15 protein-coding genes are annotated in these 15,630 nt (G+C 61.6%); 12 read left to right on the top strand and 3 right to left on the bottom strand.

Translation table 11 applies throughout. From position 1 onward, the window contains the following. Positions 1 to 109 precede the first annotated feature (109 nt). Positions 110 to 715 (bottom strand): flavin reductase family protein, encoded by a 606-nt coding sequence (locus ACR0CE_RS14630; protein WP_480833051.1) that lies wholly within the window; start codon positions 713 to 715, stop codon positions 110 to 112. A 72-nt stretch (positions 716 to 787) separates the two neighbouring features. On the opposite strand from ACR0CE_RS14630, the gene ACR0CE_RS14625 reads away from it, so the two are divergent. The 5 genes from ACR0CE_RS14625 to ACR0CE_RS14605 all read left to right on the top strand — a co-directional run bounded on the left by ACR0CE_RS14625 (position 788) and on the right by ACR0CE_RS14605 (position 3,850). Beyond that, positions 788 to 1,282 carry a GNAT family N-acetyltransferase gene (locus ACR0CE_RS14625; protein WP_480833050.1) on the top strand — a complete coding sequence of 165 codons (495 nt, stop codon included), beginning with the start codon at positions 788 to 790 and terminating at the stop codon, positions 1,280 to 1,282. A gap of 52 nt (positions 1,283 to 1,334) precedes the next feature. Next, entirely contained in the window at positions 1,335 to 2,078 is a 744-nt protein-coding gene (locus tag ACR0CE_RS14620; protein WP_480484390.1) for an EcsC family protein, read from the top strand. 140 nt (positions 2,079 to 2,218) lie between these two features. Next, positions 2,219 to 2,680 (top strand): NUDIX hydrolase, encoded by a 462-nt coding sequence (locus tag ACR0CE_RS14615; RefSeq protein WP_480833049.1) that lies wholly within the window; start codon positions 2,219 to 2,221, stop codon positions 2,678 to 2,680. A 72-nt stretch (positions 2,681 to 2,752) separates the two neighbouring features. Further along, positions 2,753 to 3,208: a DUF1178 family protein gene (locus ACR0CE_RS14610; RefSeq protein WP_480488472.1), complete on the top strand. Its 456-nt coding sequence runs from the start codon at positions 2,753 to 2,755 to the stop codon at positions 3,206 to 3,208. Positions 3,209 to 3,211: 3 nt separating this feature from the next. Further along, positions 3,212 to 3,850, top strand: a complete 639-nt coding sequence (locus ACR0CE_RS14605; protein WP_480833048.1) for an SDR family oxidoreductase — start codon at positions 3,212 to 3,214, stop codon at positions 3,848 to 3,850. Here the strand turns inward: ACR0CE_RS14605 and ACR0CE_RS14600 are convergent. Next, a complete protein-coding gene (locus ACR0CE_RS14600) occupies positions 3,844 to 4,200 on the bottom strand; it encodes a hypothetical protein (protein WP_480488468.1) in 357 nt (118 codons plus the stop codon). The genes ACR0CE_RS14605 and ACR0CE_RS14600 overlap by 7 nt on opposite strands. A gap of 165 nt (positions 4,201 to 4,365) precedes the next feature. On the opposite strand from ACR0CE_RS14600, the gene ACR0CE_RS14595 reads away from it, so the two are divergent. The 6 genes from ACR0CE_RS14595 to ACR0CE_RS14570 all read left to right on the top strand — a co-directional run bounded on the left by ACR0CE_RS14595 (position 4,366) and on the right by ACR0CE_RS14570 (position 13,176). Next, a complete protein-coding gene (locus tag ACR0CE_RS14595) occupies positions 4,366 to 5,604 on the top strand; it encodes an aspartate kinase (RefSeq protein ID WP_480488466.1) in 1,239 nt (412 codons plus the stop codon). A gap of 46 nt (positions 5,605 to 5,650) precedes the next feature. Further along, entirely contained in the window at positions 5,651 to 7,894 is a 2,244-nt protein-coding gene (gene ptsP / locus ACR0CE_RS14590; protein WP_480507789.1) for a phosphoenolpyruvate--protein phosphotransferase, read from the top strand. A gap of 149 nt (positions 7,895 to 8,043) precedes the next feature. Further along, the gene (gene zwf, locus ACR0CE_RS14585) at positions 8,044 to 9,489 is read left to right on the top strand and encodes a glucose-6-phosphate dehydrogenase (RefSeq protein WP_480507791.1); all 1,446 of its coding nucleotides are present in this window, start codon (positions 8,044 to 8,046) and stop codon (positions 9,487 to 9,489) included. Between the two features lie 2 nt (positions 9,490 to 9,491). Further along, a complete protein-coding gene (gene edd, locus ACR0CE_RS14580) occupies positions 9,492 to 11,297 on the top strand; it encodes a phosphogluconate dehydratase (protein WP_480833047.1) in 1,806 nt (601 codons plus the stop codon). Positions 11,298 to 11,301: 4 nt separating this feature from the next. Continuing rightward, positions 11,302 to 11,934 carry a bifunctional 4-hydroxy-2-oxoglutarate aldolase/2-dehydro-3-deoxy-phosphogluconate aldolase gene (locus ACR0CE_RS14575; RefSeq protein WP_209505652.1) on the top strand — a complete coding sequence of 211 codons (633 nt, stop codon included), beginning with the start codon at positions 11,302 to 11,304 and terminating at the stop codon, positions 11,932 to 11,934. 51 nt (positions 11,935 to 11,985) lie between these two features. Next, positions 11,986 to 13,176, top strand: a complete 1,191-nt coding sequence (locus tag ACR0CE_RS14570; RefSeq protein WP_480833046.1) for a pyridoxal-phosphate-dependent aminotransferase family protein — start codon at positions 11,986 to 11,988, stop codon at positions 13,174 to 13,176. A 125-nt stretch (positions 13,177 to 13,301) separates the two neighbouring features. Here ACR0CE_RS14570 and ACR0CE_RS14565 read toward each other — a convergent pair whose 3' ends face one another. Then, positions 13,302 to 14,417, bottom strand: coding sequence for a pyridoxal phosphate-dependent aminotransferase (locus ACR0CE_RS14565; RefSeq protein ID WP_480833045.1), 1,116 nt, complete (start codon positions 14,415 to 14,417; stop codon positions 13,302 to 13,304). 90 nt (positions 14,418 to 14,507) lie between these two features. Between ACR0CE_RS14565 and ACR0CE_RS14560 the strand changes: the two genes are divergently transcribed. Next, on the top strand, positions 14,508 to 15,578 hold the full coding sequence (locus ACR0CE_RS14560; protein ID WP_480833044.1) for an SMP-30/gluconolactonase/LRE family protein: 1,071 nt from the start codon (positions 14,508 to 14,510) through the stop codon (positions 15,576 to 15,578). Positions 15,579 to 15,630 lie beyond the last annotated feature (52 nt).

The raw sequence follows: 15,630 nt of genomic DNA, 5'->3' as shown, positions 1-15,630 counted from the left end.
TCCGGGATATTTGAAGCCAGATGAATGAAGGATCCCTGCTTCATCTGGCCAAAAAATATCCCGGGGGAGCCGCCCGGAACGGGCGGTGGGGGCAGAGCCCCCGACAACCTCAATCATCCGGGCGATTGAGCGAGAACAGTTCGGACACGACCGAATAGTCCCGGTATCCAAGCCGCGCCAGAGGTTTGAACGAGGTTACGTCGAACTTGCCCTCCCGGATGTGGTCGTCGAGCAGATGCACGCCTGTCACTTCGCCAAACACGACGCGGTTGGCCGCGCCGGGCAGGGTCACGATCTGTGTGAGCTTGCATTCCAACGCCGCCGGGGCACCTTGTACACGGGCACAGGGGATGGTTTCGCATTCGACCGGGGTTAATCCGGCATGGGCAAACTCGTCCACCTCGTTCGGAAGGCTGGCCGAGCTGGCGTTCATGGCATCCTGATGCGCATGGGCCACGACATTCACGCAGAATACGCCAGTCGCCTCGATATTGGCGATACTGTCTTTGCCGCCGACCTGATCGTGTTTCGTGCCGGTTGTGGCAAACATCACTTGCGGTGGTGTGTAAGCAACCCCGTTGAAAAAGGAATAGGGTGCCAGATTGTTGATCCCATCCGCATCACGGGTCGAGATCCAGCCGATCGGGCGTGGCGTGATAATGGCGTTGAATGGGTTGTGCGGCAGGCCGTGGCCGTCTTCAGGGCGGTAGAACATCATATCTCCAAGAGTTTGCCCAAGGCGTAACGAAGTGCTAGGGCGATTTCCAGCAAGGAAAAGAGGGCAAACGTGCAGCAATTCGGGATCAGGCCGGAAGAGCCGGACGATTGGTGGGAGGTCGAGGCCCTATACGATCTGTGCTTTGCGCCGGGCCGTGAGGCGTTGTCGTCCTACCGGTTGCGCGATGATGTGCCGCCGGTTGCTGGTCTGTCTCTGGTCGCGCGCGACGGTCAGGGCATTCTGGCCGGGGCGATCCGCTTCTGGCCGGTCCATGTCGGTGAACACGACGCATTGCTGCTAGGCCCGGTTGCCGTACACCCAACCCACCAGGGCGAGGGTCTGGGCGGTTATCTGATCCATGCCGGTGTCGAAGCCGGGCGTAAGCGCGGGTGGCAGCGGGTCATGCTGGTCGGTGACGAACCCTATTACAGGCGATTTGGTTTTGCGCGGCTGCAAGGTGTCGAGATGCCGCCGCCCACCAACCCGGACCGGGTTTTGGGGCTGGAACTGATGCCTGGTGTCTGGTCCGGAGTTCAGGGGGCTGTCACCCGCTGGACCCGCTGACCTATTGAATCGGCGTGGCTTAACGCCGATGTTGATAGGCAGGAGGACGCACATGCAGAACGTGGTTCTTGTCGAAAACGTGGATGCCGACGCTGAACTGGATCGTTTGGCGGGTTATTACCGATCTGCCGGAGGGGCTGGTGTCAAACTGCTGAACAAGCTGGGCGGATCAGCCGAGTCACTGCTCGAGCAATTGCCCGATCCGGTTCGGAACGGCCTGACAGGGGCTACCGAGCAGGCGCTGTGGCTTGCGATGCACGCGGCTCAGGGGTCCCGGCGTGCGATCCCTGATCAGCAGCCCTGGGTCAATACCGCGCTTGCCACGGCCATGGGCGCGGCCGGCGGGCTGGGCGGTGTATCAACAGCCCTGATGGAGCTGCCTGCAACAACCGCCATGCTGTTGCGCGCCATTCAGGGGGCCGCCGCGCGCGAAGGTTTCGACCCGTCCGCCGAGAACGTAAAGTTCGACTGTGTGCGGGTTTTGTCCGCATCGGGCCCGCTGTCGCATGATGACGGTGCGGATCTTGGCTTTTTCTCGGTGCGCCTGACACTGACGGGTCCGGCCATGCAGCGTCTGATTGCTGCAGTGGCACCACGCTTTTCAATCGTGCTGGGGCAAAAACTGGCGGCACAGTCCGTCCCGGTGCTCGGCGCGTTGGCCGGTGGTGGAACGAACTATGTCTATTCGCGCTATTACCAGCAAATCGCGCGCGTGCATTTCGGCCTGCGAAGATTGGCGGTTGATGCCGATATCCCGCATGACGAGCTGGTGAAACAGCTGTCAGCCCGTATGTGATCAACAAATGCGCCATCACGCCGGACTTGGCGGACACCACTTCATATGGTAGTTTTTCAAGGGAAGGGCGCTAAATAGGCGTGTCCTGCGGGCCTATAACGCCAACGGGTCCTTTGCCCGAGCAAAAGGTGCGTCGCGCAATGAATGCAAGACCGGTACTGCGTGAATTGGCTGAGACTGCGGAACACCCTGTTTTGCGGCAATCCTCTGCCCTGTGTTACCGGATACGGCGTGGCCATCCAGAGGTGTTGCTGATCACGACACGCCGGGCCCAGCGGTGGATTGTCCCCAAAGGGTGGCTCATCCCCGGCCTGACCCCATCGGAAACCGCAGTGCAGGAAGCCTGGGAAGAAGCGGGCGTGACGGGGCGATGCAGCAAAGCGGGGCTGGGGCAGTTTCTGCACCTCAAGCACCGCCCAAATCAGCCCCCGACCTTGATTCTGGTCGATGTTTTTGCGCTGCATGTACAGGTAATGTCGCAGGACTTCCCCGAAAAGCACCAGCGCAGGCGCAAGTGGTTTGCACCTGAATGCGCGGCCCAAAAGGTCAGATCACCCGAGCTTGCCGAATTGTTACGCGACTTTAAGACCCATACGCATTAAGATAGCGCCAGAGAGGCTTGATATTGTCAGTCTGGTCGGTATCTATTCGCCAATCGTAATTTTGGACTGAACATGATTCAATACGCGTTGAAATGCAGTGAAGGCCACACATTCGACAGCTGGTTTCAATCCGCAGAAGCCTTTGACAAGCTGGCCTCTGCCAAGATGGTGACCTGCGCGATCTGCGGATGTACGCAGGTTGCGAAGGCGATCATGACACCGCGTGTCCGACCGGCCCGGAATGCGCAGGGAAAGCCCGAAAACGCGCCTGCATCCAATGAACAGATCAACGTCGCCACCCCTTCGCCCGAGATCGAGAAAGTTCTGACCGAAATACGCCGCCATGTCGAAAAGAACTCGGACTACGTTGGCAAGGATTTTGCAAGCGAAGCGCGCAAGATGCATCTGGGAGAGGCGCCAGAGCGTTCGATCTATGGTGAAGCCAGACCGGATGAGGCAAAATCGCTGATCGAAGATGGCGTGCCGGTGGCACCGCTGCCGTTTCTGCCCAGCAGAAAGACCAACTGACCCATGCATGTCGTGATCACCGGTGCCAATCGCGGTATCGGCCGCGCCCTTGCCACGCGCTACGACACCCGCGGTGACGCGGTTACCGGAACCGCACGCGATGGCAGTGCACAGGTCCGTCTGGACGTGTCGGACCCGGCCCAACAGGCAGCAATGGCCGAACAACTGAAAAACCAGCCCGTTGATCTTCTGATCTGCAATGCCGGGGTCTATCTGGACAAGGGGCACACGATCGACGACTACCCCGCCGAAATGTGGGCGCAAAGCTTTGCCACCAACGTGACCGGCGTTTTCCTGACCGTTCAGGCCTTGTTGCCCAATCTGCGCGCCGCAGGCGGCAAGGTCGCGATCATCTCGTCGCAGATGGCGTCCCATACGCGGGCACCGGGGGGCAGCTATATCTACCGCGCCTCCAAGGCGGCGGCGTTGAACCTGGGGCGGAATCTGGCGACGGATCTGAAAGCCGACGGGATCGCCGTGGGTATCTATCATCCGGGCTGGGTGCAAACCGACATGGGCGGCGCGGCCGCTGATATTGATGTCGATCAGGCCGTCTCGGGCCTGATGGAACGCTTTGAGGCCCTGTCAATCAGCTCTACCGGCTGTTTTGAAACCTATGACGGGCAGGCGCACGCTTACTGACCGGTCAGCGCCGCTTTGGGAATTTCATAGACCTCACCGGGTTCAATATAGACCACAAGCACGTCACCCAGCGTTTCATAAGTCATCTTCGAGGTCGAGCTGCTGGACTCCGGCGCACCATCCTTGAAATAGATGTTGCGCACCTTGCCACCCCCCAAAGCCACGGCCAGCGTCGTTGTGCCGTCATCATGGCGGCGCAGCTCTGCATTGCAGCTTTGCATCGGGTCACCGGCATTTGCGGCGCAGGGCACCTTGCCCAGTGCATTCTTTCCGTCCGTGCCGGCCACACTGGCAACCTGCGCCAATGCAGGCGATGACAACAAAGTAACGGCAAGGGCTAGGCGAAACATGGGGAACCTCTTGATTTGGTTGTTACTCGCAGGCTGACACCGCACCTGCGCAATGTAAAGCGGCCCTGTGCCACAGGCGGGTCCTGTTTGCGCTCTTGCTCTTGGGGTGCCCCTCGCTTATGAGGCTCGGGACCTCTAATCCAAGGCGCGGAGACATTTGCCCCCATGCCCGTACTCGTTATGAAATTCGGCGGCACTTCGGTCGCCAACCTGGACCGCATCCGCCGTGCTGCCAAGCGCATCGGTGTCGAAGTTGCCAAGGGCTATGACGTGATCGTCATCGTCTCGGCCATGTCGGGCAAAACCAACGAGCTGGTGGGTTGGGTGAACGAGACCTCGCCGCTGTTTGATGCACGCGAATACGATGCCGTTGTATCTTCGGGCGAAAACGTCACCGCTGGGCTGATGGCGCTGACATTGCAGGAAATGGATGTTCCTGCGCGCAGCTGGCAGGGCTGGCAAGTGCCGCTGCTGACAACCAGCGCGCACAGCCAGGCCCGGATCGAAGATATCCCGACCACGAACATCAACCAGAAATTCGGCGAAGGCATGAAAGTGGCCGTTGTAGCCGGGTTTCAGGGGCTCAGCCCCGAAGGCCGCATCACCACGCTGGGCCGGGGTGGCTCTGACACCACTGCCGTGGCTTTTGCCGCCGCGTTTGGTGCGGAACGCTGCGACATCTATACCGACGTGGACGGCGTCTATACCACCGATCCGCGCATCTGCGAAAAGGCGCGCAAGCTGGACAGGATCTCGTTCGAGGAAATGCTCGAACTGGCGTCGCTGGGCGCCAAGGTGCTGCAGACCCGCTCGGTCGAGCTGGCAATGCGCTACAAAGTAAAACTGCGCGTTCTTTCAAGTTTCGAAGAACAATCCGACGAGGCCGGTACGCTGGTCGTTGACGAGGAGGATATCATGGAATCCAATGTTGTGGCCGGTGTGGCCTATTCCCGTGACGAGGCCAAGATGACCGTCGTTTCGGTGGCGGACCGTCCCGGTATCGCCTCGACCATCTTCACCGCGCTCAGCGATGAGGGCGTCAATGTCGACATGATCGTGCAGAACATCTCGGACGAGGGGCGCACGGACATGACCTTCTCGTGCCCCACCGATCAGGTGGTCCGTGCCGAAAAAGCGCTGCTGGCGATCAAGGATAAGGGCGAGCTCAACTATGCCGAACTGGTCGCCGATACCGGTGTCTGCAAGGTCTCGGTGGTGGGAATCGGTATGCGCTCGCAATCGGGTGTCGCGGCCAAAATGTTCAAGATACTCTCGGATGAGGGGATCAACATCAAGGTCATCACAACCTCCGAGATCAAAATTTCCGTTCTTATCGACAGGAAATACATGGAACTTGCCGTTCAGGCACTGCATGATGCCTTTGAACTGGACAAGGCGGCCTGAGCTGATCGGCCAAGGGTTTCGCCTGACACACTGAATTGGTTGGGCCATGGCGGACGGCACGGAAACAGAATCCCGCAAGCTGCTGGGGCGGTTGCGCGAGGCGATGGCCAGCGAAGCCGCTGGACAGGAGCGTCTTGATCAGATCACTCATCTGATCGCCGACAGCATGCGCAGCGAAGTGTGCTCAATCTATCTGTTCCGCGATGATGAGACCCTGGAACTCTGCGCGACCCAGGGACTTGCGCCTGAATCGGTACACCAGACCCGGATGCGCATGGGCGAGGGGCTGGTGGGCAGGGTCGCCAAGACCGGCAAGGTGGTCAACACCCCGGATGCGCCGTCTGAAAAAGGGTTCCGGTATATGCCGGAAACCGGGGAAGAGCGGTTTTCGTCCTTTCTCGGCGTGCCGGTGCAGCGCCTTGGGGAAAAGCTGGGTGTTCTGGTTGTCCAGTCCCGCAAAGCGCGCGAATTTTCCGCCGATGAAATCTATGCGCTGGAAGTGGTGGCCATGGTGCTGGCCGAAATGACCGAACTGGGCGCCTTTGTCGGCGAAGGCGCGGCACTGTCGCCACGGCACCAGCAATCGGTCCTGCTGCGCGGCGGCCCGGCGCAGGAAGGCTCCGCCGAAGGCCATGTCTGGCTGCATGAACCCCGTGTGGTTGTCACCAATCCGATCGCCGAAGACCCGCACCGGGAACGCGAACGTCTGAATGAGGCGGTGGAAGAGCTGCGCGTCGGCGTCGACAAGATGCTCGAGATTTCCCGGGATGGTGATACCGAACAGCTCAAGGTGCTGGAAGCCTACCGCATGTTTGCCAATTCCAAAGGCTGGATGCGCCGGATGGAAGAGGACATTGCTCTGGGGCTCAGTGCCGAGGCCGCGGTCGAGAAAGAACAATCTCAGGCGCGCGCCCGGATGGGGCAGGTGTCCGATCCCTATCTGCGCGAACGGCTGGCGGATCTTGACGACCTCAGCAACCGTTTGCTGCGCATTCTGACCGGGCAGGGAAAAACCGACAGCGCCGATCTGCCGCCCGATCCGATTCTGGTCGCGCGCAATATCGGCCCCGGTGACCTGCTGGAATACGGGCGGGCGTTGAAGGGGATCATCCTCGAAGAGGGTTCAGTCGGCAGTCACGCCACCATTGTGGCCCGTGCGCTGGCAATCCCTTTGGTGGTCCATGTGGGCCGGATCACGACCGAAGCGCTGAACGGCGACCATGTGCTGGTGGACGGCGATCAGGGCGTTGTTCACCTGCGCCCCGAAGACAGCGTGGTCAGCGCCTTCCGCGACAAGATCGCGATGCAGGCCAAGGCACAGGAACGCTATGCCTCGATCCGCGAAACCCCCTGTGTCACACGCGACGGAACGCGCATCAATCTGGTGATGAACGCGGGCCTTATGGCCGATCTCCCGTCGCTGGGAACGTCGGGTGCCGAAGGTGTTGGTCTGTTCCGAACCGAGCTGCAATTCCTGATCCGCAATCAGATGCCCAAACGGTCCGAGCTTGTCACCCAGTATCAGCGGGTACTGGATGCGGCGGGCGACAAAAGGGTGGTGTTCCGCACACTCGATATCGGGTCGGACAAGGTGCTGCCCTATATGAAACACGTGGCCGAACCCAACCCGGCCCTGGGTTGGCGCGCCATTCGAGTCGGTCTGGACAAACGCGGCGTGATGCGGATGCAGTTGCAGGCCCTTCTGCGCGCCGCCAATGGGCGCCCGCTGACCATCATGTTCCCCTTTGTCGCGCAGGCCGAGGAATATCGCGAAGCCCGCTGGGAGGTGAACAAAACCATCGAACGCGAAAAGCGACTGGGCCACGTTCTGCCCGAAACGCTTGAAGTTGGCGCGATGCTGGAAACTCCATCGCTGGCCTTTGCGCCGCAAAAGTTCTTTGACGAGGTCGATTTCATCTCGATCGGCGGGAATGACCTCAAGCAGTTCTTTTTTGCGGCTGACCGCGAAAACGAACTCGTCCGCCGCCGCTATGACACATTGAATGTCAGTTTCCTGAGCCTGATGGAACGCATTGTCGAACGCTGCGGTCTTTCGGACACCCCGCTCAGTTTCTGTGGCGAGGATGCGGGCCGCCCGGTCGAGGCGCTGTGCCTTGCGGCCATGGGTATTCGCACCCTGTCGATGCGCCCGGCGTCGATTGGTCCGGTCAAAAGCCTGTTGCTGCGGTGTGACCTGATGGAGGTGCGCAAAATCATCGCGGACGCACGCCATCGTGGCGAACAATCCGTGCGCCCGGCCGTGATGGAGTGGCTGCGCAGTCAGGTATAGCCCGCAAAACCTCGCTTTTTGGGGAAACTATGCTTGATTTTTTCGCGCGGGCTTTTTATCACGCAGGCAATGTTAGCGGTAACAGTATGCCGCAGAGCCGTTTCATGCCGTGCTGAACTGATATCGGCAAACTCGAGAAGGAGCCTGTGATGGTTTCACGCGTAATTCCGGTAGAGCCGTTCGATCTTGTGTTGTTCGGCGCGACCGGGGATCTGGCGCAACGTAAGATCCTGCCGGGCCTGTACCATCGGTTCGAGGTCGGCCAGATGCCTGATGGGGCGCGGATCATCGGCACGGCGCGCTCGGATATCGACAGCGATGGGTTTCGCGATCAGGTCCGTGCATCGATGCAGGAATTCGCGCCGAAGTTCAAAAAGGACACATTGGACCGGTTCCTGTCCCATGTTGAATACGTGCCGGTGGATGCACTGGGCGATGCCGGATGGTCCGATCTGTCCAAGATGCTGCGCCCCGACGTGGTGCGGGCCTTTTACCTGTCAGTAGGTCCCAGCCTGTTTTCGGGCATTGCGCAGCGCCTGCATGACGCAGGTCTGGCCACGCCGGACAGCCGCATCGTTGTCGAAAAGCCTTTCGGCCATGACCTGGCCTCGGCCAAAGCGCTGAACGAAGGCTTGCGGGCGTGTTTCAAAGAACATCAGATTTACCGGATCGACCATTATCTGGGCAAGGAAACCGTGCAGAACCTGATGGCGCTGCGCTTTGCGAATTCCCTGTTCGAGCCGCTTTGGAACTCGACCCATGTCGACCATGTGCAGATCACCGTGGCGGAAACCGTCGGGGTCGAAGGGCGCGGGGCCTATTACGATCAATCCGGCGCGATGCGGGACATGATCCAGAACCATCTGGTGCAATTGCTGTGCCTGACCGCGATGGAACCTCCGTCAAAGTTCTCTCCCAACGCAGTGCGTGACGAGAAGGTCAAGGTGATCGAGGCCCTGGAACCAGTCGAACCCAGGGACATCGCCCGTGGTCAGTATCGCACGGGCAAGGGCGGTGACGGATACCTTGATCACGTTGGCAACCCGGCCAGCCGCACCGAAAGCTTCATTGCGCTCAAGGTCCATATCGGCAACTGGCGCTGGGCCGGGGTGCCGTTCTACCTGCGCACAGGCAAACGCCTGCGCGCCCGTGCCTCTGAAATCGCGGTGTTCTTCCGCGACCCGCCACACACGATCTTTCCCAATGTCGGCCCGTTGCATGGCAACGTGCTGGTGATCCGCCTGCAACCTGACGAAGGCATCACCCTGCGCACGACGATAAAGGAACCGGGGCAGGGCGGCTTCCGCCTGTCCGATGTAGCTCTGGACATGAGCTTTGCCGACGCGCTGGGTGATGACTCGCAATCCCCGGACGCATATGAACGCCTGATCATGGATGTCATCCGGGGCGATCAGACCCTGTTCATGCGTGGGGACGAGGCCGAGGCCGCCTGGGCCTGGGTCGATCCCATCATTCACGGCTGGGAACAGCGCGGGGACAAACCCGCCAAGTACGATCAGGGCAGTTCAGGCCCCGAAGAAGCACTGATGCTGATGCATCGCGATGGGCGTCGCTGGCGTCAGATCGGAGGGTAATCATGGTTCACTCTGTCATTTCCGACGTCACCAAACGGATCATCGACCGCAGCGCCGATCTGCGTGGTCCCCATATCGACCGGATGGAACAGGCCAGATCCAAAGGTCCCGCCCGTGCGCACCTGTCCTGCAGTGGTCAGGCCCATGCCTATGCGGGTGCGGGTGAAGACCAGCAATCCATGGCCACTGGCACGGCGGGCAATCTGGGCATCGTTACCGCCTATAACGACATGCTGTCCGCCCATCAGCCCTTTGAACGGTACCCCGCCCTGATCCGCGACGCGATCCGCGCCGCCGGAGGCACTGCTCAGGTCGCGGGTGGCGTGCCAGCCATGTGCGACGGTGTCACCCAGGGCGAAGCAGGGATGGAATTGTCGCTGTTTTCACGCGACGTGATCGCTCTGGCAACTGGCGTAGCACTCAGCCACAACACCTATGACGCGGCAGTCTTCCTCGGCGTCTGCGACAAGATTGTCCCCGGTCTTATCATCGGCGCGCAGGCGTTCGGCCATCTGCCTGCCGTGTTCCTGCCCGCAGGGCCAATGACCAGCGGCCTGCCCAATGACGAAAAGGCCAAGGTCCGCCAGAAATTCGCTGCCGGAGAGGTCGGGCGCGACGAACTGATGGCCGCCGAAATGGCGGCCTATCACGGTCCCGGCACCTGCACTTTCTACGGTACCGCCAACACCAACCAGATGCTGATGGAATTCATGGGCCTGCACTTGCCGGGCTCCAGCTTCGTCAATCCCAACACGCCCTTGCGCGACGCGCTGACACAAGAGGGCGCGCGCCGCGCCCTGTCGCTCAGTGCGCTGGGAAACAGCTATTCCCCTGTTTATCAGGTGCTCGACGAACGGGCCTTTGTGAACGGCATCGTCGGCCTTATGGCGACCGGAGGTTCGACCAATCTGCTGATCCACCTGATTGCCATGGCGCGCGCTGGTGGTATCGTTCTGGACTGGCAGGATTTTTCCGATATCTCCGCCGTGGTCCCGCTGGTCGCGCGGGTCTATCCCAACGGTCTGGCCGACGTGAATCACTTCCACGCCGCAGGCGGACTTGGGTTCACCATTGGCACGTTGCTCGAAGAAGGTTTGCTGCACCCCGATACGTTGACCGTTGCCGGGCAGGGCCTGCACAATTACACGCGCGAGCCCAAGCTGATCGATGGTGAGCTGACCTGGCAAGACGGCGCGGGCCACAGCCTGAATGACAAGATTGTCCGCCCCGCCCGCGACCCGTTCCAGCCCACCGGCGGCCTGTCGCGCCTGACCGGAAATCTGGGCACCGGGGTCATGAAAGTATCAGCCGTCGCGCCAGAACATCAGGTCGTCGAAGCGCCCGTGCGGGTGTTCCACGATCAGGATGAGGTGAAAGCCGCGTTCAAAGCCGGAGAATTCACCGGTGACGTCATCGTCGTGGTCCGGTTTCAAGGCCCCAAGGCCAACGGGATGCCGGAACTGCACTCGCTGACGCCCATGCTGTCGATCCTCCAGGGCCGGGGCCAGAAAGTGGCGCTGGTCACCGATGGCCGCATGTCTGGCGCATCCGGTAAAGTGCCCGCCGCCATCCATGTTGTCCCCGAGGCGCTCGACCGCGGCCCCATTGCATACCTTCAGGACGGTGACATCCTGCGCGTTGACGCGGTCAGGGGTGATCTGGAAATCCTCACCGCAGGCGTTCTGGACCGCGCGCCCGTCACCACCGACCTGTCCGCCAATCAACACGGCGCAGGGCGCGATCTTTTTGGTGCGTTCCGCCAGAATGTCGGCTCGGCCGACACTGGTGCCAGCATTTTCGGAGTTTAACCTCATGTCCAAGTCCCAACGCACCCGTGAAATCTGCGCACTTGCCCCGATCGTTCCGGTTCTGGTTGTCGATGACGTCGCGCAGGCCCGCCCGCTGGCCGAGGCATTGGTCGCCGGCGGTCTGCCAGCGCTCGAGGTCACCTTGCGCACGCCCGCCGCGCTCGACGCGATCCGCGCGATGGCCAAGGTGCCCGGCGGCGTGGTCGGCGCAGGTACGCTGGTCACACCCGAAGACGTCCGCGCCGCCAAAGAGGCGGGCGCGCAGTTCGGCGTCTCTCCGGGCGCAACCGACGCGCTCATCGCGGCGTGCGAGGCCGAGGGCCTGCCCCTGCTGCCCGGCGCGGCCACGGCCAGCGAAGCGATGGCTTTGCTGGAAAAAGGCTATGACATGCTGAAATTCTTCCCGGCCGAGGCCTCGGGCGGCGCGCCCGCACTCAAGGCAATCGGTGCGCCCCTGCCGCAGATCAGCTTTTGCCCGACAGGCGGGGTGTCGCCGTCCAACGCCCGTGACTATCTGTCCCTGTCCAACGTGGTCTGCGCCGGTGGCAGTTGGGTCGCGCCCAAGCAGATGGTCGAAAGCGGTGACTGGGCCGGGATCGAAACACTTGCGCGCGAGGCATCAAAGCTGGCGGATTGACGCCGCGAAGCCCCTCGGTAATGTGGGCGTCACCTCAGACAGGCTGACCCCATGACACAGACATCTGCCCTCTCCCAGGGGCGAACTTATTTGGCAATCCCGGGCCCCTCGGTGATGCCGGACGCGGTCCTGCAGGCGATGCATCGCCCGTCGCCCAATATCTACGATGGCGCGCTCATCGACATGATGCCCGACCTGACCCGCGATCTGCGCCGGGTTGCTCGCACAGGCCATGACGTTGCCATCTACATTGCCAATGGTCACGGCACGTGGGAGGCCGCTCTGTCCAACGTGATCGCCCCCGGCGAAACCGTTCTGGCTCCTGCCTCGGGCCGGTTCACCCATGGCTGGGCCGAGATGGCCGAAGGCATCGGGGCAAAGGTGCAGCTGATCGATTTCGGCACCTCATCCGCCTGGGATCTCGACCGAATTGCCGACGCATTGCGCGCGGATAAAAGCCGTCAGATCAAGGCCGTTCTCGCGGTTCATGTGGACACATCAAGCTCGATCCGCAACGATATCCCGGCACTGCGCAAACTGCTCGACGATCTGGACCATCCGGCGCTGTTGATGGCCGATTGCATTGCCTCGCTGGGATGCGACCGGTTCGAGATGGATGAATGGGGCGTCGATGTCACGGTCACCGCCTGCCAGAAAGGCCTGATGACCCCCGCAGGCACAGGCTTTGTCTTTTTCAACGACAAAGCACAGGCCAAGCGGGCCGCCATGCCGCGTGTGTCGCGATACTGGGACTGGCAGCCGCGCGCCAATCCCGACCTGTTCTACCAGTATTTCGACGGTACCGCGCCGACGCATCACCTCTATGGTCTGCGCGCCGCGCTCGACCTGATCCATGCGGAAGGGATCGAACAGGTCTGGGCCCGCCATGAGCGTCTGGCTACTGCCATCTGGGCGGCCTGCGAAACATGGGCCGAAGGCGGCGCGCTGCATCTGAACGTTGCCGACCGCGACCACCGCAGCCATGCCGTTACCGCCCTGCGCCTGAACGGGGGGCGCGGCACGGCCCTGCGCGCGTTCACTGAACATCAGCTGGGCCTGACGCTGGGCATTGGCCTTGGGATGGAGGATTACGACAGCTGTTTCCGCCTCGGACATATGGGCCATGTCAACGGGCAGATGGTGATGGCGATGCTGGGCGGTATGGAAACGGCCATGACCGCGCTTGAAATCCCCCGTGGCAAAGGCGCGCTCGAGGCCGCCGCTGCCGTCCTGGCCGCCTGACACGCCTCAGACGAACAGCACCGATCCACCCCTTCATCTGGCCAAAAATATCCTCGGGGGGATCGCGCTTTGCGCGATGGGGGGCAGACAGCCCCCCTTTGACCCGATGGCAAGACAGACCAGCGCTAGCCCGTCTTTGCCCGCACTTCCGTTAGCGCCTTGGGCAAGGCGACCGCAAAAGCATCCAGATCTGCTGTGTCACCACAGCTTACCCGGATGCACCTGTTCTGGGGCGCTGCAAACGGCATCCGGACAAACAGACCCCGCGCAACCAAAGCCTCCAGTACCGCTTTGGCGAAATCGCCATCCCGCCCGCAATCAATCGCCACGAAATTGGTGGCCGAGGGCAGGGGCTCCAATCCGTTCTCGCGGGCAATCATTCCAATCCGCGCACGCGCCTCTGCGATCTGTGTCTGAATGTGCTCCAGCCAGGTGCCATCCTGCAACGCGGCCAGCGCCCCGGCCTGCGCCGCGCGGTTCATGCCGAAATGGTTGCGCACCTTGTTGAAGGCTGCGATCAGGTCGGGCGCTCCCATGGCATAGCCAACCCGCGCGCCCGCCATGCCATAGACCTTGGAAAATGTCCGCATTCGGATCACGCGAGGGTCGTCTGCGCTGACAGGTGCCGCAGTCCCTTCCGGCGCGCATTCCACATAAGCCTCGTCCAGAATCAGTAGGCAACCGTCGGGCAGGGCGTCCATTGCCGCCACGATATCCGCGCCGGAATGCCAGCTGCCCATCGGATTGTCCGGATTGGCCAGATAGACCAGTTTTGCCCCCACCTCGGCCGCCTTCGCAAACAGGGCCGCCGGGTCTTCGTGATCCCCGGCATAAGGGACCTTGTGCAGAACGCCACCGAACCCGGCCACATGATAATTGAACGTCGGATACGCCCCGTCCGAGGTCACAACCGCATCCCCGGGCCCTACAATCAGACGCACAAGATAACCCAGAAGCCCGTCAATCCCTTCGCCTACGACGATATTTTCGGGGGTTACCCCATGATGCTCGGCCAAAGCTTGGCGCAGATCGTGGTTCTCGGGATCGCCATACATCCAGATATCAGACGCGGCCTGCTCCATAGCCCGGATCGCGCGGGGCGAGGGGCCAAACACGCTCTCATTGGCCCCAAGACGGGCAATGAACGCCGCGCCGCGCTGACGCTCTTGCGTTTCGGGGCCCACAAAGGGCACGGTGGCGGGCAGGGATTGGGCAAGCGGGGTGTATCGAGGTCCTGTCATGCCTGCAGATAACCCCAAGCCCGGGCTTCGGGCAAGCGCGCACCTCATTCCGCGCGTCAGAGCGTATTGAAACATAAGTAAGGAGCGCAGATGCGCATACTGTCTGCCATTGTTCTTCTGGGCCTTGCCTATCTTCTGTTCTGGCCCGTTCCCATTATCCCCGTCGCCGTTGAGATGCCGGAAGATGCCGGTTTCACAGGGGATTTCGCAGAGAACACAGCGCTGGATGCCGCGCAGCTGATCCGCCTGCCGGATGGGGAAACCGGCCCCGAAGACATCGCCATCCTGCCCGGCGGCGCGGTCTATACGACCAGCCGGTCCGGCACGCTCTATCGCATAGACGGGGCTGACCCTGTTGTGGTCGACCAGCTTGGCGGGCGTCCTCTGGGCCTCAGGGCCGGGCCGGATGGCGCGCTCTATATAGCCGACAGCTTTCGCGGGGTGATGCGCTGGACCGGGCCGGGCACGCTTGAATCCGTGGTGGCCGGCATCGACGGTGCGCCCGTGGTCTATGCAAACCAACTGGACGTGGCACAGGACGGCACGATCTATTTTTCGAACTCCTCTGACCGGTTCGATCCCGAAACCATGGGCGGGACCAAGCCGACTTCGGTCCTGACCATCTGGGAACAATCCGATACAGGCTATGTCGCCCGTCACAACCCCGATGGCCGCACCGAAAAGATTGCCACTGGATTCGTCTATACCAATGGCATTGCCCTCTCACCTGACGCAGATTTCCTGCTGATCGCCGAGACCGGTCGCGCACGGGTGCACAAGTTGTGGCTCAGCGGGCCGAAAGCCGGTCAGCAAGAGGTCTTGCTGGACAACCTGCCCGGCTATCCCGACAATCTCGAAGCACAGGGTGATGGCACCTACTGGATGGCCTTCGCCAGCCCGCGTGTCCCGTCCGAGGAACTGATGCCGTACCCCTTCCTGCGCAAGGTGGTCTGGCGGCTGGGTCCGGCTGTACGCCCGGCGCCGATCCATCGGGGTATGCTGGTGCAGTTCGATGGTGAAGGCACGATCCTGCGCACCCTACAGGATCCGCAGGGCCGTATTGGCATCACAACAGGGGGCCGGATCGTGGGCGATCAGTTTTATGTCATGACGCTTGATTCCCCCTGGTTCGGGCGGATGCCTGTCAGCGATATGCCCTGACGTCGCAGTGGAAATTGGCGTCCCGTCCGGGCATGGTCGCCGCAACTGAATT

Source organism: Ruegeria sp. L11 (genome assembly GCF_056531755.1).
This window is presented reverse-complemented; position numbering and strand designations above follow the sequence as displayed.

Excerpts from the sequence above, each read along its gene's own strand:
- ACR0CE_RS14630 (WP_480833051.1), bottom strand. The coding sequence starts at position 715 with ATGTTCTACCGCCCTGAAGACGGCCACGGCCTGCCGCACAACCCATTC.
- ACR0CE_RS14620 (WP_480484390.1), top strand. The coding sequence starts at position 1,335 with ATGCAGAACGTGGTTCTTGTCGAAAACGTGGATGCCGACGCTGAACTG.
- ACR0CE_RS14615 (WP_480833049.1), top strand. The coding sequence starts at position 2,219 with ATGAATGCAAGACCGGTACTGCGTGAATTGGCTGAGACTGCGGAACAC.
- ACR0CE_RS14610 (WP_480488472.1), top strand. The coding sequence starts at position 2,753 with ATGATTCAATACGCGTTGAAATGCAGTGAAGGCCACACATTCGACAGC.
- ACR0CE_RS14605 (WP_480833048.1), top strand. The coding sequence starts at position 3,212 with ATGCATGTCGTGATCACCGGTGCCAATCGCGGTATCGGCCGCGCCCTT.
- ACR0CE_RS14600 (WP_480488468.1), bottom strand. The coding sequence starts at position 4,200 with ATGTTTCGCCTAGCCCTTGCCGTTACTTTGTTGTCATCGCCTGCATTG.
- ACR0CE_RS14595 (WP_480488466.1), top strand. The coding sequence starts at position 4,366 with ATGCCCGTACTCGTTATGAAATTCGGCGGCACTTCGGTCGCCAACCTG.
- ptsP (WP_480507789.1), top strand. The coding sequence starts at position 5,651 with ATGGCGGACGGCACGGAAACAGAATCCCGCAAGCTGCTGGGGCGGTTG.
- zwf (WP_480507791.1), top strand. The coding sequence starts at position 8,044 with ATGGTTTCACGCGTAATTCCGGTAGAGCCGTTCGATCTTGTGTTGTTC.
- edd (WP_480833047.1), top strand. The coding sequence starts at position 9,492 with ATGGTTCACTCTGTCATTTCCGACGTCACCAAACGGATCATCGACCGC.
- ACR0CE_RS14575 (WP_209505652.1), top strand. The coding sequence starts at position 11,302 with ATGTCCAAGTCCCAACGCACCCGTGAAATCTGCGCACTTGCCCCGATC.
- ACR0CE_RS14570 (WP_480833046.1), top strand. The coding sequence starts at position 11,986 with ATGACACAGACATCTGCCCTCTCCCAGGGGCGAACTTATTTGGCAATC.
- ACR0CE_RS14565 (WP_480833045.1), bottom strand. The coding sequence starts at position 14,417 with ATGACAGGACCTCGATACACCCCGCTTGCCCAATCCCTGCCCGCCACC.
- ACR0CE_RS14560 (WP_480833044.1), top strand. The coding sequence starts at position 14,508 with ATGCGCATACTGTCTGCCATTGTTCTTCTGGGCCTTGCCTATCTTCTG.